Source organism: Mesorhizobium sp. 113-3-9, from assembly GCF_016756515.1.
Lineage (GTDB): Bacteria > Pseudomonadota > Alphaproteobacteria > Rhizobiales > Rhizobiaceae > Mesorhizobium.
Window position 1 is genome coordinate 3589735 of sequence record NZ_AP023246.1, and the last position, 25325, is coordinate 3615059.

Genomic DNA, 25325 nt, shown 5'->3' on the forward strand with positions numbered 1-25325 from the left:
TCCCCCCTTGTGGGGGAAGGTGGATCGGCGCGCAGCGCCGAGACGGATGAGGGGTGTTCCAGCGGAGTGAGACGTCGGTGTTCCCTGGAGCACCCCTCATCCGACCTCGCTTCGCGAGGCCACCTTCTCCCACAAGGGGAGAAGGGAGAAAGAGCGCTACACCGGCCGATACACTCGCTCCGCCGTGTTCCAGAAGATATCAGCTTCCGCCGCCGCGCCGTGCTTCGCTACAGCTTCGCGGTGCGCCTTGATCAGCTCGGTGTGGGTGGTCCAGAGTTTCTCGATCGGGAAGTTCGAACCGAACATCAGATGGTCGGACCCCAGGATATCGATCGCGTTGTCGACGATATAGGCGATCAGCGCCGGGTCGTTGCGGTGGACGAAGGTGCCGAGGCCGGAGAGCTTGGCATAGAGATTGGGTGCCGCTGAGAGCGTGCGCAGCCCCGCCTTCCAGGCCTCGGTGGTCTCCTGATCCGTGCCCGTCAGCATGCCGGCATGGGTGAGGATGAAGCTGGTCTCGGGATTCTCCCCGACCAGCGTCAGCCCGTCCTTCATCTGGGCCGGGAAAAGCTGCAGGTCGAAGGACAGGCCATAGTCCTTCAACCTCGCGACGTTGGCGCGCACTTTTGGGTCGATCACCTGATCGGCCGAAGCGGCGAAGCGGAAGGCTGGCGTTTCGTGCCAGTGCAGCTGCATGCGCACGCCGCGCAGCAGTTTGCATTTCATCAGCCGGTCGATCTGGGGCCTGACATCATCCACCGTCATGTCGGCATAGCCGACGATGGCGTGCGGCCAGCCGGTTTCATCCGCTGTCTTCTGCAGGAAGGCGACCTCTTTCTCGAAATCCTCCTTCGCCCAGTTGGTCTGGACATAGACGGCCTTCTCGACGCCTGATCCCTTCTGGTCGTCGAGGAATTCGCCGATCGGATAATCGCGGCGGATCGGCTCGTAGGGGCCGAAGATGCGCGGCACCATCGGCCCGACCAGCCATGGCTGGTCCTTCTGACGCCAGATGTGGAAATGCGCGTCGATGGCTTTCTGCATCACGATACCCTTTTCCAGATGGTCTCGGCCGCCGGGGCGGGGTGGGCGAGCGACAGGATGAAATCGGTGAGGCTGGTCAACGACGAGCCGTCGATGAGATCGTCGAGATCAGGCAGGATGGCGCGCAGTGCCGCCGTTGCCGGCCGGAAGCGCGGGTCGCCGGCCAAGGGTGTTGCCAGCGACAGCCGGAAGGCTCGGGCGCTCAGCCTGCGTATGGCCGTCTCCATCTCGGCATGGTCGCCGCGCTCGAGAGCGTCAGACAGGATCACGACCGCCGCACCGCGGGCGAAGGACGAAAAGCGGGGCACAGAGAGAAAGGCGAGCAGTGTCGGTCCCATGCGGGTGCCGCCGTCCCAGTCGTCGACCTGAGCCGCCGCGCGCGCCAGCGCCTGGTCGCGGTCGCGGACGCGCAGTGCGGTAGTGATGCGGGTCAGCCTTGTGCCGAAGGTGAAGGTCTCGGCGCGGTCGGCGCCTTGCACGATGGCGTGCGCGAGCTTGAGATAGTCCGCCGTGTGCAGCTTCATCGAGCCGGAGACGTCGATCAGGAGCAGCAGCTTGCGTGGCACGGTCTGGCGGCGACGCAGCAGCGGTGAGGGCACGTCGCCATCGGCGCTGACGATTTCGCGCAGCGAGCGGCGCAGGTCGAGCTTGCCGCGCGAAGGCGTGCGCACGGTGCGGAAGGAGCGGCGGGCGGGCAGGGCGGACGGGAGCTTGCGTTGAAAGGCGGTCAGCCTGTCGTCGTCGCGCTGGAAGTCGCGGCTGCTCAATTGCTCCAGGGCGGAGGACAGCTCGCCGCCTTCCTGGCTGTGCTCGGCTTCGATCCGCTCGTCATCAGCGCCGCCATCATCCTTGATGCGGGTTTCCTCGTCCGCGTCGCCTTCGACCACGGCCGAAGTGTTGCCGTAGAAATGGCTCTGAAAATGCGCTTCGAATTCGTCGCGGCGATCGGGCGGCGGCGCCAGCGTGGCAAGGGCCGCCTCGCGGATATCGGCCATCGAGCGGGGGCCGAGCAGCGTGACCGCCTGCATGAAGCCGGAGATTTGCTCGGGGGCGATGGCGAAGCCATAGCGGCGCAGCAGCTGGCCGAAGCCGAGCAAGGGCGTGGCGGCGCGGGGCAACGCGCTCACGCAAGCGCCTCCTCGACAATGCGGCCAAGCTCCGGCGCGATATAGGACAGATCCTCCTCGTCCTTGATCAGCACGCCGATGGCGCGGCGGAAGGCTTCGGGCCACGGGCTGCCGCCTTTCTCAAGGATGGTGGCGGCATTGGCCCATTCGACGGCCTCGGCGATGCCGGGCGGCTTGGCCAGCGGGCGGGCACGGATGGTCTGCACGGCTGCCGCCACGGCTCGCGCGGTACCTTCAGCGACATCGCCGGCACGCAGCATGATGATGGCGGCTTCGCGCTCGGCATCGGGATAACCGATCCAGTGGTAGACGCAGCGCCGCCGCAGGGCTTCGGCCAATTCGCGGGTGCGGTTGGAGGTCAGGATGACGATCGGCTGCGCGGCGGCGCGGATGGTGCCGCGCTCGGGGATGCTGATCTGGAAATCGGAGAGGAATTCGAGCAGCAGCGCCTCGAACTCATGATCCGAACGGTCGATCTCATCGACCAGCAGCACGCGCTGCTCCGGCGCCCGCAACACCTGCAGCAGCGGCCGGGCGATCAGGAAGCGGTCGTCGTAAATGTCGATTTCGTGTTCGCCGGCATGCCTGATGGCGAGCAGCTGGCGCTGGTAGTTCCATTCGTAGAGCGCATGCGCGGCGTCGATGCCTTCATAGCATTGCAGCCGCACCAGATCGCGGCCAAGCAGCTCGGCGACAGCCTTCGCCGCCTCGGTCTTGCCGACGCCCGGCGCGCCTTCGAGCAGCAGCGGCTTGCCTAATCGGATCGCCAGGAAGATGGCGGTGGCCAGGCTGTCGTCGGCCAGATAGCGCGAGGCGGCGAGATGAGACGCCACCGCCTCCGGCGAGGTCGCGACAGTCTCGGCTTTCACCTCGGGCATGTCAGTTCGCCGCTTGCGCCTTGAGCGCGCGCAGGATGCGCTCCGGTGTGATCGGCAGCGTGTCGATGCGCACGCCGACGGCGTCGAAGACGGCATTGGCGACCGCCGGTATCTGCGGATTGGCGCACATTTCGCCCGGCCCCTTGGCGCCGTAAGGACCATCCGCCGAGGGCCGCTCCAGAACGATGATCTCGGTCCTGGCAAGGTCGCCTGGCCCCGGCATAAGATATTGGTTGAAGTCGGTACCGCCATGATCGCGGTTGGGGTAGTAGGGCTCTGTCGTCTCGTAGAGCGCGTGGCTGATGCCCATCCAGGAGCCGCCGACCAGCTGCTGCTCGACCATTTTCGGGTTCAGCGCACGGCCGATCTCGAAGACGTTCTTGACCGTCAGCACGGTGACCTCGCCGGTCTCGTCGTCGACTTCGACCTCGGCCACCGTGCAGGCATGCGCGTAGCAGGTCGACGGTTTCATCGCGCCGGTTTCCTTCTCGGGATAGGAACGCGGGATCAGGAACATGCCGCGGCCCGAGATCGAGCGGCCGCGCTTGAAATGCGCCGACAGCGCGACGTCGAAGATCGAGATCGATTTCTGCGGCGCGCCTTTGACCAGTATGTTGCCCTGGCCGTCGGTCTCGAGGTCGGAGGCGTTGACCTCCAGTTCTTCCGCCGCCACTTCCAGCATCACCTGACGAGCCTCTTTCGCCGCCTGGATGACGGCGTTGCCGGCGCGGTGCGTGCCGCGCGAGGCAAACGTGCCCATGCAGTGCGGGCCGGTATCGGTGTCGGCGGTGTCGACGACGACGCGGTCGGTCGGCACGCCGATGGTTTCGGCACAGATCTGGGCCATGATCTGCTTCATGCCCTGGCCGAGATCGACCGACGACAGCGTCACCATGAAATTGCCAGTCGGCGTCGAGTGGACCAGCGCCTGGGTCGGGTCGCCGCCGAGATTCATGCCGGTGGGATAGTTGATCGCGGCGACGCCGCGTCCGCGCCTGATCGCCATCTCAAGCTCCCTTCACGTAGGACGACATCGCCATGTATTTCTCCGCCACCGGCCAGTTGGCGGCGCGCGAGGCTTCCTGCATGCACTCGATGAGTGCCGCCCCTTCCGTCGGCTGGCGATGCGCCTTCATGTCGCCGTCGCGATAGGCGTTGATGAAGCGGAATTCGAGCGGGTCCATGCCGATCAGCCGTGCCAGCTTGTCCATCTGCACCTCCAGCGCGAAGTCGCCGATGGTGACGCCGAAGCCGCGCATGGCCGACGACGGTGTGCGATTGGTGTAGACGCAGTAGGTGTCGATCCACACATTCGGGATGGTGTAGGGGCCGGGATAGTGCCCGGCACCCTTCTGCGCGCCATAGGGCGAGTGGCGCGAATAGGCGCCGGCATCGGTGTAGCCGGTGACCTTTCGGGCGACGATGCGGCCGTCCTTCATCACGCCGTCCTTGATGACCACCTTTTCGGCCGCGCGGGGCGAGGAGATCTGCATCTCCTCCTCGCGGCTGTAGATGAAACAGACCGGTCGTCCGGTTAGCTTGGCGCCCAGGATGGCGATCGGCTCGACGATGACGTCGACCTTGCCGCCAAAGCCGCCGCCGACCGTGCCGCCGACGAAATGCAGCTTCGAGCCCGGCATCTGCAGGATGATCGACGTGTTGTCTAGGGTGAAGAACATCGCCTGCGTGTTGGTGTAGCAAGTGAAGCGGTCATTACCCTCGGGCATTACCACGCAGCCGGTGGTCTCGGTCGGCGCATGCTCGATGGGCGACGACTGATAGCTTTGTTCGAGGATGTGGTCGGCCTCGGCGAAGCCCGCCTCGACATCGCCGAAGCGCACCTTGCGGCACTCGCCGCTGTCATAGAGATAGTAGTTCTGGCCGTGATATTCGTTGACCAAGGGCGCGCCGGGCTTCAGCGCCTCCTCCATGTCGAAGACGGCCGGCAGCACTTCATAGTCGACCTTGACCTTGGCGGCGGCTTCCTGCGCGGCGCGCTCCGTCTCGGCCAGCACCGCCACCACGGCCTCGCCCTTCCAGCGCACCTTGCCGTCGGCCAGCACCGTCTCGTCCTCAGGACCGACCTGGATCAGGATCAGGATGGTGTAGACATTGTGCGGCACGTCCTTGGCGGTCAGGACCTTGACCACACCTGGATGTTTCTCCGCCTCCGACGTGTCGATCGAGCGGATGCGGGCGTGGTGGTGCGGACTGCGCACCATCTTCAGGTGCAGCATGCCGGGAAAGTTGCGGTCGGCGAAAAAGGCTGTCTTGCCGGTGACATGGCCGGGCGAATCCGAACGGGCCCTCGGCTGGCCGATCTCGTGCAGATCGTCCTTGCGGACATCGGCGAAGTAGTTCTTGCGCAGTTCCATTCTCTTGGTCCCTCAGGCGGCATTCTGCGAATTGGAACGCGCAGCCGTAAGCACCGCCTGGATGATCGGCTCGTAGCCGGTGCAGCGGCAGATGTTGCCCGACAGCGCCTCGACCACGTCGTCGCGGGTGGGGTTGGGCGTGTGGTCGAGCAGCACCTTGGCCGCCATGATCATGCCCGGTGTGCAGAAGCCGCATTGCGTGGCGAACGTGTCGAGGAAGGCGCGCTGCAGCGGATGCAGCACGCCGCCTTCGGCGAGGCCCGATGTCGTGGTGATGGCTGTTCCGTTGCAAGTTTCAGCCAAGGTCAGGCAAGACAGCCGGAGCTCGCCATCGATGATGACGGAGCAGGCGCCGCAAGTGCCCTGGTGGCAGCCGCCCTTCGGCGAAGTGTCGCCGATCTTGTCGCGCAAGGCGTTGAGCAGCGTCGTGCCGCTGTCGATGAATTCGGCTTTTTCGGAGCCGTTGAGCGTGAATTGAACCGGGACCTTCGCCATGTTTCCTCCTTGCGCGTCCGCCCGAAGGATCGGACAGACGCGCGCCCCCCAACTCGTTATTTCAACTCAGCAGCAGCCGGCCGAGATGGACCGGCAGGACCTCAGCGCGGTACCAGGCGCTGGCGATCGGATCGGTGATGGGCGTGGTGCCTTCGGCGGCGGCGGCCAGTGCCGGTGCGATGCCGTTCTGGTCAAGCGTCTTTCCCTTGAGTGCCTTTTCCGCCGCCTTGGCACGCACCGGCCGATCGGCCATGCAGCCGAGCGCGATCCGTGCCGAAGAGACGGTGCCGCCCGCGGCCTGCTCCAGAACGATGGCGATGCTCAGCACCGAGACGCCCTTGGGTTTGATCCGCGATACTTTCAGGAAGCGGAAGCCGTCGGCCTTCGGCAGCGTGAAGCCGACCGACGTGATAATGGAGCGGCTGCCGTCCCGCCCGGCCAGGAAGGTCTCGATCGGCAATTCGCCGTCATCGGTGCCGACCGTGGCGTCGAGTGCCAGCAAGGCAACGGCGAAATCGCCGTAGGGCGCGGGCGCGAACAGATTGCCGCCGACGGTCGCCATGTTGCGGACCGCCGGGCCGCCGACGGCGCGCGCGGCCTTGGCGAGCGCACCAAGATCCGGATGACGGGCGATTGCGGCCATTGTCACCGAGGCGCCGATGCGGACCTTGCCGTCGGCGACCGTGATGGCCGACAGGGTCGGGTCGGTCGACCTGACCAGGCCGGAGACCGAGACATCACCTTCATTGGCCGCGCGGACCACGAGTGTGCCGCCGCCGAGATAGCGGGTGCCGGCCGTCTTCAGCGCCGCATTGGCGTCCTTCACGGTCGGGAATGTCTGGAGGGCAAGCGCCATGGAACACTCCTGTTCTGAAGCCCGATTCAGCCCTGGCCGGCAAAGTGGCTCTTCAGGGCGTTGAAGCCGCCCTGGAAGACATTGGCGCCCATGCCCTCGGCCAGCTTGTCCGCATCCTCCGGCGCGGCGTCGAAGCTGGCGGTCCATTCGGCATAGGTGCGCTCGCCATCGGTGACGCGCCGAAGCTGCAGCGTCGCCTTGTGGTTGGTGAGCGGCTGCGGCGTTTCGAGGATGGAATAGCTGACGAGGAAATTGTCGTCGGAGAAGTCGAGCAGTTTCTCACGGATGCGCGCACCGCTGGCGAGCTGGAAGTTGCGCACGCAGCCGATCGCGGCGGCGTCCTTGCCATCCTCGATATGGCTTTCCACCATGCGCGGGTGCCAGCCCGGCAGGCCGTTGAAGTCGCGTATGCGTGCCCAGACTTTTTCGACCGGCGCGTCGATGACGCTGGAGATGGTGACCTTGGCCATAAGATGTTCCCTTGCGAATGATCGTTGCGGCAAGGGTAGGGGGCTGGCGCGGGTGACGCTTATCAATGCGTCTTGAGCGCATATCAAGGAGTCTGAAAAAACAGGCGGCTGGAGCTCAAGGCGTTGCCCGCGCTGCCTCGCGGTAGAGTGTCGGCGGCACGCCGACATGGTCGCGGAAGAAGCGCGAAAAATTGCCCTGCGTGGTGAAGCCGAGATTGCAGGCGACCGAGATCAGCGGCTCCTGCGACCATTGCAGCTGGCGCACCGCCTCTTCCATGCGCAGCGTGTTCCAGTAGACGTTGGGCGTCAGGTTGGTCTGTTCCTTGAACAAGGCAAAGAAATGCGGCCGCGACAGCCCGACGCTGCGCGCCACGTCATCGAACGAGATGCGCTCGCAGACATTGGCCTTCATCAGCTGGATCGCCTTGCGGACGCGGAAATCCTGCATCGTGCTGATGCGGATGCGCGTGTCCTGCGGCGCCGAGGCGTCGGCGGCATCGAGCACGCTATCGATGAAGCGCTCGATCTCGTAGTTGGCGACGTCGTCGACGCTTTCATTGTCGGTCAGATGGTCGAGCAGGCTTGCGGCGGCCTGGTGCAGCCAGGGCTCCAGCGTGATCGCCGCCTGGGCAAACAATGGCGCGGAGGAGGGCAGGTCGCGGCGGCGGCGCGCCCAGTCGGGATCGATGTAAAAGGCCAGGAAAAGGCCCGGCCTGCCATCATGCGACAGGACGTGGCTGTGCGGCTGCAGCGAATTGATGCCGGCGGCGGTGTGTGGTCCCAGCCGGACTGTCTCGCGGCCGATTGTCATTTCGCCGGCGGTGCCTTCCAGCCAGATGATCAGATGTGCCTCGACATGGGCATGGGTGACGAAGTCGCTTGCGACATTCAGGATAGAAACATGTCCGAACCGGCCCCAGTAGAGCCTGATCGCTTCCGTCATGGGTATATCCTCCCGCAGGCGACTGGCCTCCCTTCGCCTGCATCGGGATTGTGCGGCCGGTTTCCGGGTTCCGTCAAGGCATCGGCTTCTGGCCGGTACTGATGGCGGGCCGCACTGGCCGATTTTCAGACTGAGCGATAGGGTTTTCCCTTCTCCCCTTGTGGGAGAAGGTGGCCTCGCGAAGCGAGGTCGGATGAGGGGTGTTCCAGGGAACGCCGACGTCTCACTCCGCTGGAACACCCCTCATCCGTCTCGGCGCTGCGCGCCGATCCACCTTCTCCCACAAGGGGAGAAGGAAAAAACAGGCGCTAATCGCTGCGCCTGAAGTTGCGGATGCGGTCGAACAGCACCGCCAGCAGGATGGCGCCGCCGATGAAGGTGCCTTGCCAGAAGGCATTGATGCCAAGCAGGCCAAGGCTGTTGCGGATCACCTCGATGAGGGCCGCGCCGACGATGGCGCCAAAAGCGGTGCCGACGCCGCCGGCCAGGTTGGCGCCGCCGATGACGGTGGCCGCGATGACCTGCAGCTCCATGCCGGTGCCGAGATTGGTGGTGACGGCGCCGAGCCATCCGGTCTGGATGATGCCGGCAATGCCCGCCGACAGTGCCGAGATCATGTAGACGGCGACCTTGATCTGGCGCACCGGCACGCCGGTCAGGGTTGCAGCGTGCTCGTTGCCGCCGATGGCGAAGATGTGGCGGCCGAACTTGGTCCAGCGCAGGATGAAGCCGGTGATCAACGCCAGCAGGATCATGTAGAGCACGGGATTTGCGATGCCGAACAGCCAGGCGCCGCCGCCCAACGCCAGCAGCTTGTTATGGTCCGGCCCGAACTGGAAGACGACGGTGTTGTTGGAGGCGACCATGGCCAGGCTGCGGGCAATCGACAGCATGCCGAGCGTCACCACGAAAGGCGGGAAACCGAGATAGGCGATCATGACCCCGTTGAAGGCGCCGATCGCAAGCGCGGTGGCGATCGAGGCCAGGATGCCGATTTCGATCGAATAGCCGGCATGCATGGTGACGGCCAGCACCATCGACGACAGGCACAGCACCGAGCCGACCGACAGGTCGATACCGCCGGTGATGATGACGAAGGTCATGCCGAGCGCGACGATGGCGACGAAGGTGACGTTGCGGGTGATGTTGTAGAGGTTCTTCGATGTGGCGAAGGCATCGGTGGCAAACGACAGGAAAATGCAGGCGAGGATGACGGCGATCACCACCCAGAACGTCTGGCTGGAGAACATCCGCGACAGAAAAGTGTGCTGCTTCTGCGCGATCGTCTGGTCAAGGGTGACTGCCATTATCGACCTTTCCTGCCGGCTGCGATGCGCGCCAGCGTGGTGAAATACGGGTTTTGCGCCGTCATGCCGCCTGCTCGATGGCGCCGGTGATCAGCCCGGTGACTTCCTCGGGCGAACTCGACGCGATCGTCTTGTCGGCGACCTTCCTGCCGCGCCGCATGACGATGACGCGATCGGCGACGTCGAAGACGTCGGGCATGCGGTGGCTGATCAGCACCACCGCGATGCCCTGGTTGCGCAGATTGCGGATCAGGTTGAGCACTTCGGCGACCTGCCTGACCGAGATCGCCGCCGTCGGTTCGTCCATCAGCACGATCTTGGCCTGCGACAGCATGGTGCGGGCGATGGCCACCGCCTGGCGCTGGCCACCCGACATCTGCTTGACCAGGTCGCGCGGCCGGGTTTCGGACTTGAGCTCGGCGAAGATCTGGCCGGCGCGCTTGTACATGGCCGCATAGTCGAGAATGCGGAACGGACCGACGCCGCGCCGCAACTCGCGCCCGAGATAGACGTTCGCCGCCGCGGTCAGATTGTTGCAGAGCGCCAGGTCCTGGTGGACGATCTCTATGCCGTGCTGGCGCGCCTCGACCGGCTTGTGCAGGATCAGTTCCTTGTCATCCATCCGCATCGCGCCGTGGCTCGGCCGGAAATTGCCGGCGATCATCTTGACCAGCGTCGACTTGCCGGCGCCGTTGTCGCCCATCAGGCCGACGACCTGGCCGGGCTCGATCGACAGCGACACGTCGTTGACCGCCTGGATGGCGCCGAAATGCTTCGAGATGTTGGTGAGTTCGAGAACCGCCACCAGCCTTTGCCTCCCTGTGCTTGCCGCATGCCCGGGACAGGGGCGGCTTTCGCGTCGCTCTCCCAGCTCCTCCCGGAAACAGCGATATCAGGCATTTACGCAAATGCCCGTGCGGGCGTCAATTGTCCGATGAATAGGAAATAGGGCAATTGTCGGACGAATAATGAATGGCGGTTCCGAAAAATCCGTTTTGTAGGACAAATAGCAATTGACGTTGGCGGCTTGCCGTTATTAGCTGAGGGTCGGAGGAAGATTTGCCGGCCCCGAACCATGATCGACGGTGGGGTCGGCGCGAGATCATCGACCGTGCCGGCACTGCCGGTCCGGTCGCATCTGAAAATGCTTATCGGTCTTGCCAGGCGGCACCGGCATTCGCCCTGCCATCTCGCGTTGGGGCCGATTTGTGTGGCGGGCACGCCGTGTCCGTCTGTTTTTCAAGGGAGGACTGATATGAGGAAAACAGTTTTGCTCGCCGCCGTCGCCGCCATGGCGTTGGGCGCCGGGCCGGCCTTGGCCAAGAAGCAGCTCGTCATCGTGGTGAAAGGTCTCGACAACCCGTTCTTCGAGGCCATCCACCAGGGCTGCGAGAAATGGAACAAGGAAAACGCCAGCTCGGAATATGAATGCTTCTACACTGGTCCGGCGTCGACTTCCGACGAGGCCGGCGAAGCCCAGATCCTTCAGGACATACTGAGCAAGCCTGACACGGCGGCGGTGGCGATCTCGCCGTCCAACGCGCCGCTGATCGCGCAGACGCTGAAGACCGCCAATCCGACGATCCCGATCATGACCGTCGACGCCGACCTCGCCAAGGAGGACGCAGCCCTTCGCAAGACCTATCTCGGTACCGACAACTACCTGATGGGCAAGAAGATCGGCGAATACATCAAGAAGGCCAAGCCGAATGGCGGCACGATCTGCACCATCGAGGGCAACCCGGCAGCCGATAACATCCTGCGCCGCGCGCAAGGCATGCGCGACGCCCTGACGGGCAAGGAAGGGCTTGCGGCACTTGCCGGCGAAGGCGGCTGGACCGAAGTCGCAGGCTGCCCGGTGTTCACCAATGACGACGGTGCCAAGGGCGTGCAGGCAATGACCGATATCCTTGCCGCCAACCCCAAGCTCGATGCTTTCGGCATCATGGGCGGCTGGCCGCTGTTCGGCGCGCCGCAGCCTTATCGCGACCTGGTTGGACCGTTGAAGGACCGGCTGGCCAAGAACGACTTCGTCATCGGCGCCGCCGACACGATCGGCGACGAGGTGGCGATCGCCAGGGATGGCCTTGTCACCGCGCTGGTCGGCCAGCGGCCCTTTGAAATGGGCTACAAGGCGCCGTCGGTGATGATCGACCTGATCACGGGCAAGAAGGTCGACGATCCGGTCTTCACCGGCCTCGACGAATGCACCAAGGATACGGTCGACACCTGTATCCAGAAGTAGCTTTTAGATCCGGGGCGCTCGGCAAACGGGCGCCCCGTCAATTCCTGAGCGAGACGCCGTGGCGAGGGGCAACAGGCTCCGGCCTTGTCGCGTCCATGGTTTGGATTTTCGGCAACGGGATCGGCGCGCGCCACGCAGGTACGGATCCATCCGGACGACAGGCAGCCGACCTATTGGAACGTGGATGCCGCACGAGAAGGCAGAAAGAAAAGCCAGCCGGGCCAAGGCGCAAGCCAGCCGCGATCCGGCGGTCATGCGCAGGGCCGATGCGGCGCACTTTCCCGGATCCAGTGTTCATGCCTCGCTCGCCAGCGAGATCGGTCTGCGCATCGTGCGCGGCGATTATCCGCCCGGCAGCATCCTGCCCAACGAGGCCAAATGGGCCGAAACCTTCAATGTCAGCCGTTCGGCGGTGCGCGAGGCGATCAAGATGCTGATGGCCAAGAGCCTTTTGGCATCACGCCCCAAGATCGGCAGCTGGGTCGAGCCGAAGGAGCGCTGGAACCTGCTCGACCGCGACGTGCTCGCCTGGTACGCGACCGCGCCCGACCGCGAGGCCTTCCTGCGCACCGTGCAGGAGTTTCGCCATATCATCGAACCGGAAGCTTCGGCCTTTGCCGCCATGCGGCGCAGCGACGAGCAGATGGCCGAGATCAGCCTTGCCTGCCGCGAGATGGGCGAGGCGGCCAACCTGCCGGAACGCATCCGCGCCGACACACGCTTTCACCTCGCCATCCTGCGGGCCTCGGGCAATGACCTTCTGGTGCCGCTCGGCGTGCTGATCGAGTCCGCGCTCGACCATCTCTTCGTCTTCACCACGCGGCAGGTCGGCGACCAGCGGCGAGCGCAGAAACTGCATGAGGCGATCGAGAAGAACATCCGCCTGCAACGGCCGGCGGCGGCCCGCAATGCCGTGCACAAGCTGCTCGCCGACACCGATGAGGGCATTGGAAGCAGGCGGCGGTGAGCCGTCCGCCCGTTTGAGCCTCAGATCGTCTGCTTCTTGCCATCCTTCATCGGCATCAGGTCGACGCCGTTGACCTTGGCGATATGGGTCGCCAGCATCGGCACGAACTGCTCGGCCGGACCGGTGGCATGGGCGCCGGCGAAGGAATTCTTGGTGGCGTTGCCGAGCGGGTTGGCGATGCCGGCCGCACCCGCCATGGACTCCAGATAGGTCAGGTCCTTGAAGGCGTTGGCGATGGTGAATTTGTGGGCGTCGCGGTCGCCTTCCAGCGTCCAGCGCATGAAGGTCTGGTAGAAGCCGCAATCCATGCGGCCGTTGCGGATGACGCTGTCGAAACGCGGCGGCGAGATGCCGACCTTTTCAGCCAGGGCCAATGCTTCGGAATAGATGGCGGCATAGCCCAGCGAAATGAAATTGTTGAGCAGCTTCATGCGATGGCCATCGCCGGTGTCGCCGATGTGGACGATGCGGCCGGCCCAGGTTTCGATCACCGGTTTCACCCTGGCAAAGACGGCGTCCGGCGCGCCGACCATGGCATCGAGCGTGCCTTCCCAGGCTTCCTTCGGGGTGCGGCTGAGCGGCGCGTCGACATAGTCGATGCCAAGCGCGTTGAGTTCGGCCGCGAGCGAGACGGTCGAGACCGGGTCCGAGGTCGAGCAGTCGACGACGACTGAACCTTTCTTCAAGCCTTCCTTGAGGCCACCGGGGCCGCGGATAATGGCTTCCACTTCGCGCGACCCGGTGACGCAGATGAAGACAATGTCGGACGCAGCCGCGACCTCGCGCGAGGTCGATGCTTCCCTGGCGCCTCGGCCAAGAAGGTCCTCCGCCGGCTTGCGGTTCTTGCGGCCAAGGAATGTCAGGGGATAGCCCTTGTCGACGATGTTCTTGGCAATGCCGTGCCCCATCAGGCCAAGGCCGATGAAGCCGATCGTCTCGCGCGCGGCGGAGGTGTTCATGTCGTCTGTCCTATCCCGGATTATCGATAATTGCGCCGCCGTTTTAGCCATATGTGGTTGCGGAATGCAATATTGTCTGACAATAGACGGGAATTCCAGAGCCTGTCATGGAGACGAGAATGACGAAGCGGATCATGTTCACCGGCGGCAGCGGCAAGGCTGGGCGCCATGTCGTGCAATATCTTGTCGAGCAGGGCTGCCAGGTGCTCAACATCGACACCAAGCCGCTCGACAATCCCAAGGTGCGCACGCTGATCACCGACGTCACCGACAGCGGGCAGGTGTTCAACGCGCTGTCGAGCTATATGGGCCTGCACGAATTCGACCCGTCGCTGCGCCCGCAGCCGGTGGATGCGGTGGTGCATTTCGCCGCCATCCCGCGCATCATGATCACGCCCGATAACGAGGTGTTCCGCATCAATGCGATGGGCACGTACAATGTCATCGAGGCGGCGGTGAAGCTCGGCATCCGCAAGGTCATCATCGCCTCCAGCGAGACCACCTACGGTCTGGTGTTCGCCAACGAGCCGCGCGATCCCAAATATTTCCCGCTCGACGAGGAGTATGACGTCGATCCGATGGACAGCTACGCGCTGTCGAAGATCGTCAACGAGAAGACCGCGCGGGCCTTCGCGCAACGCAACGGCACCGACATCTATGCCTTGCGCATCGGCAATGTCATCGAGCCGCACGAATATTCGCTGTTTCCGAAATGGTTCGCCGATCCCGGTTTTCGCAAGCGCATTGCCTGGAGCTATGTCGACGCGCGCGATCTCGGACAGATCACGCTACGCGCCATCGAGAAGGACGGTCTCGGCTACCAGGTGTTCAACGCGGCCAATGACGATACCTCGTCCGACCTGCCGACGGCGGAACTTTTGAAGCGCTTCTATCCGGGCGTGCCAGTCAAGGCCGAGCTTGGTGAATACGAAACGCTGCTGTCGAACCGCAAGGCGCGAGACATGCTCGGCTTCCGCCCGGAACACAGCTGGCGCAAATACGTCAAAACCGCCTGAGCGACCGGGCAGAAGCGGCTGGGCTGTGCATAGCGGGGCGCTTTGCGGCCCAACCGTTCCGTGGTGCTTGACAGCTTCCACAAACCAGCCTTTCTGAAGCGTATGCGGGACGCGAAGCCGAACAAGGAAAAATCGCCTGACAAGGCGGCTGCCGCCGAGCGCTCGACCGGTGTTCGACGGCCCGACGCGGCGCGTATTCCCGGCGCCAGCGTGCACACGTCGCTGGCGAGCGAGATCGGGCTGCGGATCGTGCGCGGCGACTATCCGCCCGGCACCATCCTGCCCAACGAAGCCAAATGGTCTGAGACCTTCAGCGTCAGCCGCTCGGCGGTGCGCGAGGCGATCAAGATGCTGATGGCCAAGAGCCTGCTTGCCTCACGCCCCAAGATCGGCAGCTGGGTGGAGCCGAAAGAACGCTGGAACCTGCTCGACCGCGATGTGCTCGCCTGGTACGCGACGTCGCCGGACCGCGAAGTGTTCCTGAAGACGGTGCAGGAGTTCCGCCACATCATCGAGCCGGAAGCGACCGCTTTCGCGGCGATGCGCCGGACCGACGAGCAGATGGCCGAGATCAGCCAGGCCTGCCGCGAGATGGGGGAGGCCGCCAGCCTGCAGGAACGCACCCGCGCCGACACGCGCTTTCACCTTGCCATCCTGCGCGCCTCCGGCAATGATCTTCTGGTGCCGCTCGGCGTGCTGATCGAATCCGCGTTCGATCACCTGTTCACCTTCACCACGCGGGAAGTCGATGATCTCAACCATGTGCAAAAGCTGCATGAGGCGATCGAGAAGAACATCCGGCTGCAACGCCCGGACGCGGCGCGCGCCGCGGTTCGCAAGCTGCTGGCCAACACCGACCACGTGATCAAGTCGCGCTAGGGCGTATTGATGTTCAGGTGATGCCGGCCTGTCCTGAATCTCAACAAACACTAGGCCGGGAGCTAATCTTCCTTTTCGCGGCCGAAGGCCACGCGCAGTTCGTCCTTAGCGTGCTCGAGCACTTGCCTGCGCGCTGCGGGCAGGTTCTTGCCGGCGCGGTTGATGTAGAAATTCAGCATCGACATCGCTGACTGGAAGGGTTCGGCCTTGCGGCGGTGGCTGTGCTCGGCCGACCGCTTGAGCGAGGCTGCGATCTTTTTGGCGTCGTCGGATTCGAAGACGTGATCCTCAAGATCCATCGCGTCGCTGTGCTCGGTCACCTCGGCCGACCATTTCTTCCTGGCTGTGGTCATGGCTGGGACTCCTTTGCGGGTTCGCTGATCGGAAAACTCCAGACATTGGCGTCGGTTCCCGCCTTCGGGCCCGCTCTGGAGCCACGGATTTGCTCGCCGTGGCGCTGCTGTGGGCCGAGAATGTGCCGATAGTGGCCAAAACGGCAGCCGATTTCGAGACCGCCGACAGGAAACGCCTTTGACCCGAACCGACTTGAGCCGGCCCAGTCCCGGCATCGACAGTTCCTACGCGTGGATGCGGCTGGCCATCTCAATGCTGCTGGCGACGATCGGCGCGGTCGGCATGTGGGCGGTGGTCGTGGTGCTGCCCGCCGTGCAGGCCGAGTTCGGCGTCGACCGTGCCGCTGCATCGATGCCCTACACCGCGACCATGGTGGGCTTCGCCGCCGGCAATGTGCTGGTCGGCCGCGCCATCGATCGTATGGGCTATTGGATCCCGGCGCTGTTCTCTTCCGTGGCGCTCTCCGCGGGCCTGCTGCTCGCCGCACTTTCGACCTCGATCCTGCAGTTCACCCTTGCGCAAGGGGTGCTGATCGGTGTCGGCACGTCAGTGATCTTCGGGCCGCTGATCGCCGACATCTCGCACTGGTTCAACCGCCGGCGCGGCGTCGCGGTCACGGCGGCGGCCGCCGGCAACTACCTCGCCGGCGCGCTCTGGCCCACCATCATGCCGACGCTGATCAAGGCGGAAGGCTGGCGCTTCACCTACGCGGCGATCGGTGTTTTCTGCCTGGTCACCATGGTGCCCCTGGTGCTGTTGCTGCGACGCGGTGCTCCTGACGCGGCCGCTGCCGGCTCGCCCGGGAGCCGGCCCGTGCAGCCGATTCCCATGTCGCCGGCGGCGCTGCAGACGCTGCTGGTCATCGCTGGCCTCGGCTGTTGCGTGGCGATGTCGATGCCACAGGTGCACATCGTCGCCTATTGCATGGATCTTGGCTACGGCATGGCGCACGGCGCCGACATGTTGTCGATCATGATGGCGGCGGGCGTCGTCAGCCGGCTTGCCTCCGGCTTCATCGCCGATCGCATCGGCGGCGCGAAAACCCTGCTGATCGGTTCGGTGCTGCAGTGCCTGTCGCTGCTGTTTTACATTCCGTTCGACGGGCTGGCCTCGCTCTACGTCGTGTCGCTGGTGTTCGGCCTGTCGCAAGGCGGCATCGTGCCTTGCTATGCGATCATCGTGCGCGAGTACCTGCCCGCCAAGGAGGCCGGCCAGCGTATCGGCATCGTCATGATGGCGACGATCTTCGGCATGGCGATCGGCGGCTGGATGTCGGGTTGGATCTACGACCTGACCGGCTCCTACGCAGCCGCCTTCCTCAACGGCATTGCCTGGAATCTGCTGAACATAGTGGCGATCGGGCTGTTCATGTGGAAGGCGAGGCAAAGGACTGCCATAGCGGCCTGAGCACCTCGGCTTGACAACAGGCAGGCACTGCGCGACCCCAGAGGCCGAAGGGTGCGGTAACAGGCCGGTGAAATGGCGACAGCTCAGATGATCATGTTGCGGGCGCGTTCCGGTGATCGCGCGCATGGGCCGTGGCCATGATCAAGCCGCGCTCGCGCCGGGGCGGCGGCCGCCCGACCATATCGGACGTCGCGCGCAAGGCCGGCGTCGGCGCCATTACAGTGTCGCGCGCGTTGCGCGAGCCAGAGCGTGTCAGCCTGGATTTGCGCCGTCAGATCCAGGCCGCCGTCGATGAGCTTGGCTATGTGCCGGACCCCAATGCGCGGGCTCTGGCCTCGGCGCGGGCCGAGGTGTTCGGCGTGCTGGTGCCGTCGCTCACCAACAACGTCTTCGCCGAGGTGGTGCGCGGCATCTATGACAGCCTGTCGGACAGTCCGTTCCGCATCCAGCTGGGCAACACGCATTATTCGGGACTGGAGGAAGAGCGGCTCTTGCAGGTGTTCGGCTCGCAGCGGCCGGCGGCGCTGATCGTGGCAGGCATCGACCAGACGCCAACCTCGCGAAAACTGCTGGAAAATGCCGGTTGCCCGGTGGTGCAAGTGATGGAGACCGGGCCGGATCCCGTCGACATGATGGTCGGCTTCTCGCATCTCGACGGCGGCAGGACGGCGACCGAGCACCTGATCGAGGTGGGGTATCGACGCATCGGCTTCATCGGTGCGCGCATGGATCCGCGCTCGCAGCGGCGCCTGGCTGGTTATCGCGCTGCGATGGAGAAGGCCGGCCTGTTCGACCCGCGCCTGATCACCACCACGCCGGTGCTGTCCAGCGTGTCGCTCGGCCGCGAAATGTTCCGCGATGCCCTTGCCAAGATGCCGACGCTCGACGGCGTGTTCTGCAACAATGACGATATCGCGCTCGGCGTGCTGTTCGAATGCCATCGCGCCGCGATCGATGTGCCGAAGACCATCGGCATCGTCGGCTTCAACGATCTCGATATGATGCAGGTGGCCTTTCCCTCGATCACCAGCATCCGCACCCATCGCTACGAAATCGGCAGGCGCGCGGTGGCCATGGCGCTGGCCGCGATCGCCGGCGACCGGCCGGAGCAACGTATCGTTGACCTCGGCTTCGAGCTCAAGCGCCGCGAGAGCACGGCCCGCTGAACACACTTTCGAGAAGGACCGCAAATGGCGCTTTACACAACGTCATGGTAGCGCTACCATTTTCTCTGAACGGGCATCGCCAGCAAAGGTGCCAAGCCTGTTTATTATACATAAGCAACAGCTCAAGCTTGTTTATTATGTATAATATGATAAATTTCCCCCCGATCGATGGGGACGGCAAGGGGAGGGATCGCGGAGGTCTTCGGCACCTGGCAGGCGTGACTGGGCAAGGCGGAGGGGCCAGCCGGAAACGCGAAAATTCCATAAACTGAACCGACAAATCAGAACTGCAATCGGGAGGATTATCGATGATCAAGTCACTTGTCGGTGGCATTGTTGCCGCCAGCGCATTCGTCATGCTCAACTCGGCCGCCATGGCCGCCGGCCCGGAAATCGTATCCGGTCCCGCCGCCCAGGCCGACTGCTTCGCGCCGTGGGGCGCGGACACGAAATTCTTCAAATATCCAAAGAAGGAAGGCCCGTTCCGCATCGCCTTCGCCAATGGCTATATCGCCAATACCTGGCGCATCCAGATGGTGCAGACGGCCAAGGCCTATGCGGCGCAGCCGGACGTAAAGGCCAAGATCAAGGAATTCAAGGTCGTCTCGACCGGTGAGGATGTGCCGGCTCAGATCTCGGCGATCAACAATTTCATCGATTCCGGCTATGACGCCATCGTCACCGACGCCCAGAACCCGACCGCTTTCGGTCCGGTCATCAAGCGCGCCAAGGAAGCCGGCATCGTGCTGGTCGCCTTCGACAACATCCTCGACACCAAGGATGCCATCAACGTCAATGTCGACCAGAAGGGTCTTGGCGAATTGTGGGCCAAGTGGCTGGTCGAGAAGGTGCCGAATGGCGGCAAGATCCTCGAGGTGCGCGGCGTGGCCGGCACCTCCGTCGATACCGATCGCCACAATGGCATCCATGAAGTGTTCGACGCCTCCGGCAAGAAATGGGACGTCACCGAAGTCGCCGGCAAATGGGATGACGGCGTGGCGCAGAAGGTGACCGCCGACGCCATCGCCACCAACGGTCCGTTCGACGGCATCACCGGCCAGGGCGGCGATACCGGCATCGTGCAGGCGATGATCGACGCCAAGCATCCGTTCGTGCCGTTCGGCGGCGAAACCGAAAACGGCTTCCGCAAGTTCTGCGCGGCCCATTCCGCCGATGGCCTGAAATGCACCTCCGCCGGCTCCGGTCCGGCCCAGGTTGCCGTCGCCATCAAGACCGCGATCGCGGCACTCGAAGGCGAGGTGGTGCCACAGGAAGTGAAGCTGCCGCTGGCTGTCGCCACGGATCCGAACATGAAGGAAGGTACGGATTACTTCCCGAAGGAATCCGACAATTTCTTCGTCGGCAATTCCTTCCCGACCTGCGGCATCAATTTCAGTGCCCAGGAAATCATGGGGCAGACCAAGGAAAACCAGTAATCGCTGGCCAATGCCTGGCGCCGCGGCTTACCCGCGGCGCCAGCCTGCAATCCCACAATGGCCCTGGAGGGTTGATGGACGGTGCGGCTCCTCTCTTTCGCATGGAAGGCATATCCAAGCGCTATGGCGGCGTGCGGGCGCTGGAAAAGGCCGAACTTGTGGTCGAAGCCGGCAGCATCCACGCCATTCTCGGTGAAAACGGCGCCGGCAAATCGACGCTGATCAAGGTCATGGCCGGTGTCGTGGCGCCCGACGAGGGCCGCATGATGCTGGACGGCCGCGAAGTGACCTTCGCTTCGCCCGGTGCGGCGAACAAGGCCGGCATCGTCTGCATCTTCCAGGAATTGTCGCTGATCCCCGAGCTCAGCGTTGCCGACAACATCGTCATTTCCGATCCGCCCAAACGCTTCGGCATGATAGATCGCACGGCGCAGCGCCGCATCGCGGAGGAAGCCCTTGCCCGCGCTGGCGCGGCCGACATCCATCCACTGGCGCTGGTCAAGGACCTGCCGCTGTCGCGCCGGCAGATGGTCGAGATCGCCAAGGCGCTGGCCAGAAAGCCGCGCATCCTTATCCTCGACGAGGCAACATCGGCGCTGACGGCGGCGGATGTCTCGAAGATATTCGGCGTCTTGAAGCGGCTGCGCTCGGAAGGGCTAGCGCTGCTCTACATCTCGCACCGCATGAACGAGATCGCCGAACTTGCCGATCAGTGCACGGTGTTCCGCAACGGCCGCAACGTCGCCAGCTACAAGGCCGGCTCGAAGAGCGACAATGAGGTGGTCGAACTGATGATCGGCCGCGAATACAGCCACATCTTTCCGCCCAAGCCGGCGGCGGCACCGGCCAGCGCCGCCCCCAGGCTCGAAGCGCGCAAGCTCTCCTGGGCCGACCGGCTGCACGACATCTCGCTGACCGTCAGGGCGGGCGAGGTGGTCGGCCTCGGCGGTCTTGACGGCCAGGGCCAGCGCGAATTGCTGCTTGCCTTCTTCGGCGTGCTGCGCGGCCTTGCCGGCGAGGTGTTGATCGACGGCAAGCCGGTGGCCATCAGCAGTCCCGCCGTGGCCCGACGGGACGGCGTCGGCATGGCGCTCATCCCGGAGGACCGCAAGACGGAAGGCTTGATGCTGCCGATGACGGTGCGCGAGAACCTGTCCTTCGCCGCGCTCGACCGGCTGTCCAGGAGCGGCATCATCGACCGCGCCGCCGAGCAGCGGCTGATCGACGACATGGTTGGCCTGCTCGCGATCAAGACGGCGGGTCTCGATATTCCGGTCGGCGCGCTGTCGGGCGGCAACCAGCAGAAGGTGGTCATCGCCAAATGGCTGATGCGCCAGCCCCGCATCATCCTGCTCAACGATCCGACGCGCGGCATCGATGTCGGCACCAAGCAGGAGATCTACCAGCTGATGCGCAAGCTGGCGGATGCGGGTGCGGCGATCCTGTTCTATTCGACCGACTATGACGAGCTGATCGGCTGCTGCGACCGTGTGCTGGTGCTTTACGATGGCGCGGTCAAGCGCGAACTGGTCGGCGCCGAGATCACCGAGCGGGCGCTGATCTCGAGCGCGCTCAACATCCATGGCGAGGAGAGCCCGGTGGGCCTGGGAGCAAGCGTGTGAAAGATTGGCGCTACTGGCTGGCCGAGCAGCGCGGAACGCTGCTGGCGCTCGGCATCTTCATCGTCATGTTCGTCATCTACACCTCGAACCACCCGGCCGGTTTCACCGCCAATGTGGTGCAGACGGCGGCCAACAAGGGCGTGCTGCTCGCCTTCGTCGCCATGGCGCAGACGCTGGTGGTGATCACCGCCGGCATCGACCTGTCCGTCGGCATGATCTTCCTGCTCACCAACTGCCTGGCGTCCTGGCTGGTGGTGGGCACGCCGGCGCAGACGGCGCTCGGCGTCATCGCCGTGCTGGTGGTCGGCCTTCTGTGCGGCGCCATCAACGGCGCCATCGTCATCTATGGACGGCTGCAGCCGATCGTCGCCACCATCGCCACTGGCGCCGTCTATTACGGCATCGGTCTGTTGCTGCGGCCATTCCCGGGCGGCTCGGTCAATGAGGATCTTGCCGATGCGCTGACCGGCCGCGTGTTCGGCGTGGTGCCGGCGAGCCTCGTCGTGCTGCTGGCCATCGTGCTGGTGGTCTGGGTGCCGTTCAGCCGCTCGGTGCTTGGCCGGGCCGCCTACGCGGCGGGATCGTCGGAGACGGCGGCCTACATGTCGGGCGTGCCGATCCGGCGCGGCAAGTTCGCCGCCTACACGCTGGCCGGGCTGCTGGCATCGATCGGCGGCCTGTTCCTGACCTTCTTCACCTATACCGGCGAGGCGGCCTATGCCAGCGGCAACTCCTACACGCTGTTCTCGATCGCCGCCGTGGTGCTTGGCGGCGTCTCGCTGTTCGGCGGCAAGGGCAGCGCCATTGGCGCCATCTTCGGCGCGCTCGCTTTCCGCACCATTGGCGACCTGTTGTTCGTGTTCGATTTCGATCCGCTCTGGCAGCCTTTGTTCCAGGGCGTTATCCTGCTGGTCGCCGTCAGCCTTGGCGCCTTCGCCCTGTTTCGGGTCCGCAACCGGCTGGAGTGGTTCCTGTGAGCGAAACGACGCCGATGGTTGGGAAGAGCGATGGCGGCATTGCCGGCCGCATGCCGAAATTCATCCGCCGCGCCGATCCGGCGGTGCTGACGGCTTTTGCCTGTATCGTGGTGCTGCTGTTGCTGGGCAGCCTCTATTCCAGAAGCTTCCTGTCGCCTGAATATCTGCTGCAGCAGCTCAAGGTGGCCTCATTCCTCGGTGTCATCGCCACCGGCATGATGCTGGTCATCCTGCTGGGCCAGATCGACCTGTCGGTGCCCTGGGCGGTGGCGGCGGGCGCCATGATGGCATGCGCTGCGGCTGCCTACGGTCCGGTCGGCGTCGCGCTGGCCATCCCGTTCGGCATCTTCTGCGGCGTGCTGATCGGCGTCGTCAACGGCATCGGCGTTGCCTATCTGCGCATTCCCTCGATGATCATCACACTTGCCACCAACGCCGTCGCGCAAGGGCTGATGGTGGTCTACACCGGCGGCTTCTCGCCGCAGGATTCGGCCACCGGCGCCATGCGTTACCTCGCCACCGGCTTCGCCATTCCGGGCGTCCCCAACGCGGTCATCATCTGGGCGCTGATCGGGGCCGCGATGGTGTTCGTGCTGACCCGCACCGGCTTCGGCCGCACCGTCTACGGCATCGGCAACCGTGAGCGGGCCGCCTATCTCTCGGGCATCGACACAAGGCGTGTGGTGATGATCGCCTTCGCCGTCTCAGGCGGGCTCTCCGCCTTCGGCGGCGTGCTTCTGGCCGGCTACGCGTCGAAGGCGGCGCAGTCGATGGGCGATGCCTATCTCTTGCCGTCGATCGCCGCGGTCGTGCTTGGCGGCACCTCGATCCTCGGCGGGCGCGGGTCCTATCTCGGCACCGTTGCCGGCGTCATCCTGATCACGCTCTTGCAATCCATCCTGTCGGTCATGCAGATGCCGGAGGCGGGGCGGCAGATCATCTATGGCGTTGTCATCGTCGCCATGCTGTTGCTCTACGGCCGCGCGCCGGCAAGCCGCTAGAGCCGGACGATTTCAGGTCGAATCGACCTGAAATCTGAATCCGCCGCTGAATCAAGGAGATAGAGCATGATGTCGTCCGAAGACCGCTTCACACTTTTCGGCGTCATGCTCTAGCCGTGGACGAAGAAGCAGCGCAGGCGCCGACACGCGCCCCTGGCTCAGTGCCTCCGGCCATTGTGGTGATGGGCGTCGCCGGCTGCGGCAAGTCGGCCGTCGGCACCGCGCTTGCGGCCGCGCTGGGCGCCATCTTCATCGAGGGCGACAGGCTGCACCCGCCCGAGAATGTCGCCCGCATGGCAAGCGGCGAGCCGCTCACCGATCAACTGCGCGAAGGCTGGCTCGATGCGATCGGCGAACACATCGCGGCATCGGTCGGCAAAGGGCAGGGCGTGGTCGCGGCCTGCTCGGCGCTGAAGCGTGGCTATCGCGAACGTCTGCGTGGTTTTTGCCCCGATATCACCTTCCTCTACCTGGAGATCGACCCGGCGACGGCAAGTGAGCGGGTCGCCAGCCGGAAGGGGCATTTCATGCCGGCCAGCCTGGTCGACAGCCAGTTCGCCATACTGGAGCCGCCGGGCAGCGATGAGCGGGCCCTGACGATCGACGCGACGAGACCCGTCGCCGATGTGGTTGCCGACGCGATCCGGCTGCTGGCCAAATCATGAGCCGGTATCGCCGGTTGTGATGGCATCGTCCGGGGCTTCCGTCAGCCTTCGGCTGCCGGACCATATCAGCATCTGTTCGGGAAACAGTTTCAGCGCTTCGAGCAGCCGGTCGCGCTTGAGCAGGATATAGCGTGCCTGCAGCACCATGTCCTTGGCTCCGTCCCGTCCCGTTTCCGCTTCAGCCGGCAACAGCTCCGGGCTGATGACGGCCCGGTATTCACGGAAGGGAATGGTCTCGAAGGTCGACATGGCAAACAGCGCCGCCTTGCCCCTCGCGGCGAAGTTCGCCGGTGCGGAAGCAAGATGCGTCCAGCCACCTTCGCCGAGCGCGACCTCGGTGAAGGTCGAGCCCGCATGGATGGTGTTGGTCATCAGCACCACGCCATTGCGCTTCAGGATCTTCTGGATGCGGATGGTGACCTGATAGGCATCTTCGCGCTCGAAGGCGACGCGGCTCTTGAGGTAGCGGTTCTCGACCTTGACCATCGGCGGGTTCAGGAAACGCAGACCGAACATCGATTCCGAGACACCATGTGAATTGACACTCACCTGATGCGCCTCGATATCCGCCTCGTGCAGGGCGCGCTTGCCGAAGATGGTCTGGGAGGTGAACTGATCGCACCAGATGATGGCGCCATGGCCGCGCCGCAAGGCCGCCTGCAGTCCCTCCTGTCCCTCCAGCCGGACAATCGGGGACCACCGGAAACCGGCGAGGTGCGCTGCAAACTGCAGCCGGCGGCGGTGGCGCGCCGCGAGCAATGCCTCGAACAGCTTGCGTGCGTCGATGCCGCCGCCAAGCACCGCGCGCGTCGCGGCGGCATAGCCTGGAAATTGCTTGCGCATATGGCGTTTCAGGCGAAGCCTGGACATCCGATCGCAAATCGACGCCCACCAGCGCACCGGCACCGAAGCCGCGACCATGAGATAGAAGGCGGCCAGGAGGGTTTCGCGCAGGTCCTGGTTCGAGAACCGGCGCATTTTTTCGGGACGGACGATCCTGCGGCTGAAGAAACGCACGTCCTCAGCCCTTTCCGGCACAAGGACATCGGCGATGATTTCAGTCTGGAACCTGGCCGTGGCGGGCGGTCCGCGGGCAGCCTTTCGGGATTTCGCGAACGTCGACAGCCTCATCCAGC

Annotated in this window: 25 protein-coding genes; 11 read left to right on the forward strand and 14 right to left on the reverse strand. The window is 64.5% G+C overall.

What is annotated here, in order from left to right; genetic code table 11:
- Positions 1-156: 156 nt before the first annotated feature.
- The 11 genes from MesoLj_RS17485 to MesoLj_RS17535 form a co-directional block, all read right to left on the reverse strand.
- On the reverse strand, positions 157-1044 hold the full coding sequence (locus MesoLj_RS17485; protein WP_202326891.1) for an amidohydrolase family protein: 888 nt from the start codon (positions 1042-1044) through the stop codon (positions 157-159).
- Positions 1044-2162, reverse strand: coding sequence for a vWA domain-containing protein (locus MesoLj_RS17490; RefSeq protein ID WP_244735549.1), 1119 nt, complete (start codon positions 2160-2162; stop codon positions 1044-1046). The genes MesoLj_RS17485 and MesoLj_RS17490 overlap by 1 nt, the downstream gene beginning before the upstream one ends.
- A gap of 5 nt (positions 2163-2167) precedes the next feature.
- Complete coding sequence (locus MesoLj_RS17495; protein ID WP_202326892.1) at positions 2168-3049, reverse strand: AAA family ATPase; 882 nt, start codon at positions 3047-3049, stop codon at positions 2168-2170.
- Between the two features lies 1 nt (position 3050).
- Positions 3051-4055, reverse strand: a complete 1005-nt coding sequence (locus MesoLj_RS36630; RefSeq protein WP_140775700.1) for a xanthine dehydrogenase family protein molybdopterin-binding subunit — start codon at positions 4053-4055, stop codon at positions 3051-3053.
- 1 nt (position 4056) lies between these two features.
- The gene (locus MesoLj_RS36635) at positions 4057-5424 is read right to left on the reverse strand and encodes a xanthine dehydrogenase family protein molybdopterin-binding subunit (protein WP_202326893.1); all 1368 of its coding nucleotides are present in this window, start codon (positions 5422-5424) and stop codon (positions 4057-4059) included.
- 12 nt (positions 5425-5436) lie between these two features.
- Positions 5437-5919, reverse strand: coding sequence for a (2Fe-2S)-binding protein (locus MesoLj_RS17510; RefSeq protein WP_065005353.1), 483 nt, complete (start codon positions 5917-5919; stop codon positions 5437-5439).
- A 61-nt stretch (positions 5920-5980) separates the two neighbouring features.
- Positions 5981-6775: an FAD binding domain-containing protein gene (locus MesoLj_RS17515; protein ID WP_202326894.1), complete on the reverse strand. Its 795-nt coding sequence runs from the start codon at positions 6773-6775 to the stop codon at positions 5981-5983.
- A 26-nt stretch (positions 6776-6801) separates the two neighbouring features.
- On the reverse strand, positions 6802-7245 hold the full coding sequence (locus MesoLj_RS17520) for an SRPBCC family protein (RefSeq protein WP_202326895.1): 444 nt from the start codon (positions 7243-7245) through the stop codon (positions 6802-6804).
- Positions 7246-7360: 115 nt separating this feature from the next.
- Positions 7361-8188, reverse strand: coding sequence for an AraC family transcriptional regulator (locus tag MesoLj_RS17525; protein WP_202326897.1), 828 nt, complete (start codon positions 8186-8188; stop codon positions 7361-7363).
- 308 nt (positions 8189-8496) lie between these two features.
- Positions 8497-9495 (reverse strand): ABC transporter permease, encoded by a 999-nt coding sequence (locus tag MesoLj_RS17530; protein ID WP_140775705.1) that lies wholly within the window; start codon positions 9493-9495, stop codon positions 8497-8499.
- 61 nt (positions 9496-9556) lie between these two features.
- A complete protein-coding gene (locus MesoLj_RS17535) occupies positions 9557-10300 on the reverse strand; it encodes an ATP-binding cassette domain-containing protein (RefSeq protein WP_056571811.1) in 744 nt (247 codons plus the stop codon).
- A 450-nt stretch (positions 10301-10750) separates the two neighbouring features.
- Here MesoLj_RS17535 and MesoLj_RS17540 point away from each other — a divergent pair, with 450 nt between their 5' ends.
- Positions 10751-11740 carry a sugar-binding protein gene (locus MesoLj_RS17540; RefSeq protein ID WP_140775706.1) on the forward strand — a complete coding sequence of 330 codons (990 nt, stop codon included), beginning with the start codon at positions 10751-10753 and terminating at the stop codon, positions 11738-11740.
- A 184-nt stretch (positions 11741-11924) separates the two neighbouring features.
- Entirely contained in the window at positions 11925-12707 is a 783-nt protein-coding gene (locus MesoLj_RS17545) for a FadR/GntR family transcriptional regulator (RefSeq protein ID WP_140775707.1), read from the forward strand.
- A gap of 20 nt (positions 12708-12727) precedes the next feature.
- Here MesoLj_RS17545 and MesoLj_RS17550 read toward each other — a convergent pair whose 3' ends face one another.
- A complete protein-coding gene (locus tag MesoLj_RS17550) occupies positions 12728-13666 on the reverse strand; it encodes an NAD(P)-dependent oxidoreductase (RefSeq protein WP_202326900.1) in 939 nt (312 codons plus the stop codon).
- Between the two features lie 119 nt (positions 13667-13785).
- On the opposite strand from MesoLj_RS17550, the gene MesoLj_RS17555 reads away from it, so the two are divergent.
- On the forward strand, positions 13786-14682 hold the full coding sequence (locus tag MesoLj_RS17555) for an NAD-dependent epimerase/dehydratase family protein (RefSeq protein WP_202326902.1): 897 nt from the start codon (positions 13786-13788) through the stop codon (positions 14680-14682).
- Between the two features lie 102 nt (positions 14683-14784).
- Positions 14785-15561 carry a FadR/GntR family transcriptional regulator gene (locus MesoLj_RS17560; RefSeq protein ID WP_140775710.1) on the forward strand — a complete coding sequence of 259 codons (777 nt, stop codon included), beginning with the start codon at positions 14785-14787 and terminating at the stop codon, positions 15559-15561.
- A gap of 62 nt (positions 15562-15623) precedes the next feature.
- Here the strand turns inward: MesoLj_RS17560 and MesoLj_RS17565 are convergent, their stop codons facing one another.
- Positions 15624-15914: a DUF3175 domain-containing protein gene (locus MesoLj_RS17565; RefSeq protein ID WP_202326905.1), complete on the reverse strand. Its 291-nt coding sequence runs from the start codon at positions 15912-15914 to the stop codon at positions 15624-15626.
- A 178-nt stretch (positions 15915-16092) separates the two neighbouring features.
- Here MesoLj_RS17565 and MesoLj_RS17570 point away from each other — a divergent pair, with 178 nt between their 5' ends.
- The 7 genes from MesoLj_RS17570 to MesoLj_RS17600 all read left to right on the forward strand — a co-directional run bounded on the left by MesoLj_RS17570 (position 16093) and on the right by MesoLj_RS17600 (position 24189).
- Entirely contained in the window at positions 16093-17322 is a 1230-nt protein-coding gene (locus MesoLj_RS17570; RefSeq protein ID WP_202326906.1) for an MFS transporter, read from the forward strand.
- A 137-nt stretch (positions 17323-17459) separates the two neighbouring features.
- On the forward strand, positions 17460-18488 hold the full coding sequence (locus MesoLj_RS17575) for a LacI family DNA-binding transcriptional regulator (protein WP_172349732.1): 1029 nt from the start codon (positions 17460-17462) through the stop codon (positions 18486-18488).
- 308 nt (positions 18489-18796) lie between these two features.
- A complete protein-coding gene (locus tag MesoLj_RS17580; protein WP_140775714.1) occupies positions 18797-19924 on the forward strand; it encodes a sugar ABC transporter substrate-binding protein in 1128 nt (375 codons plus the stop codon).
- Between the two features lie 74 nt (positions 19925-19998).
- A complete protein-coding gene (locus tag MesoLj_RS17585; protein ID WP_202326907.1) occupies positions 19999-21546 on the forward strand; it encodes a sugar ABC transporter ATP-binding protein in 1548 nt (515 codons plus the stop codon).
- Positions 21543-22523 carry an ABC transporter permease gene (locus tag MesoLj_RS17590; RefSeq protein ID WP_202326908.1) on the forward strand — a complete coding sequence of 327 codons (981 nt, stop codon included), beginning with the start codon at positions 21543-21545 and terminating at the stop codon, positions 22521-22523. The genes MesoLj_RS17585 and MesoLj_RS17590 overlap by 4 nt, the downstream gene beginning before the upstream one ends.
- 14 nt (positions 22524-22537) lie before the next feature.
- Positions 22538-23524, forward strand: a complete 987-nt coding sequence (locus MesoLj_RS17595) for an ABC transporter permease (RefSeq protein ID WP_155772460.1) — start codon at positions 22538-22540, stop codon at positions 23522-23524.
- Between the two features lie 116 nt (positions 23525-23640).
- Positions 23641-24189: a gluconokinase gene (locus tag MesoLj_RS17600; RefSeq protein ID WP_140775717.1), complete on the forward strand. Its 549-nt coding sequence runs from the start codon at positions 23641-23643 to the stop codon at positions 24187-24189.
- On the opposite strand, the gene MesoLj_RS17605 is transcribed toward MesoLj_RS17600, so the two are convergent.
- Entirely contained in the window at positions 24184-25320 is a 1137-nt protein-coding gene (locus MesoLj_RS17605) for a hypothetical protein (RefSeq protein ID WP_202326909.1), read from the reverse strand. The genes MesoLj_RS17600 and MesoLj_RS17605 overlap by 6 nt on opposite strands.
- Between the last annotated feature and the right edge of the window lie 5 nt (positions 25321-25325).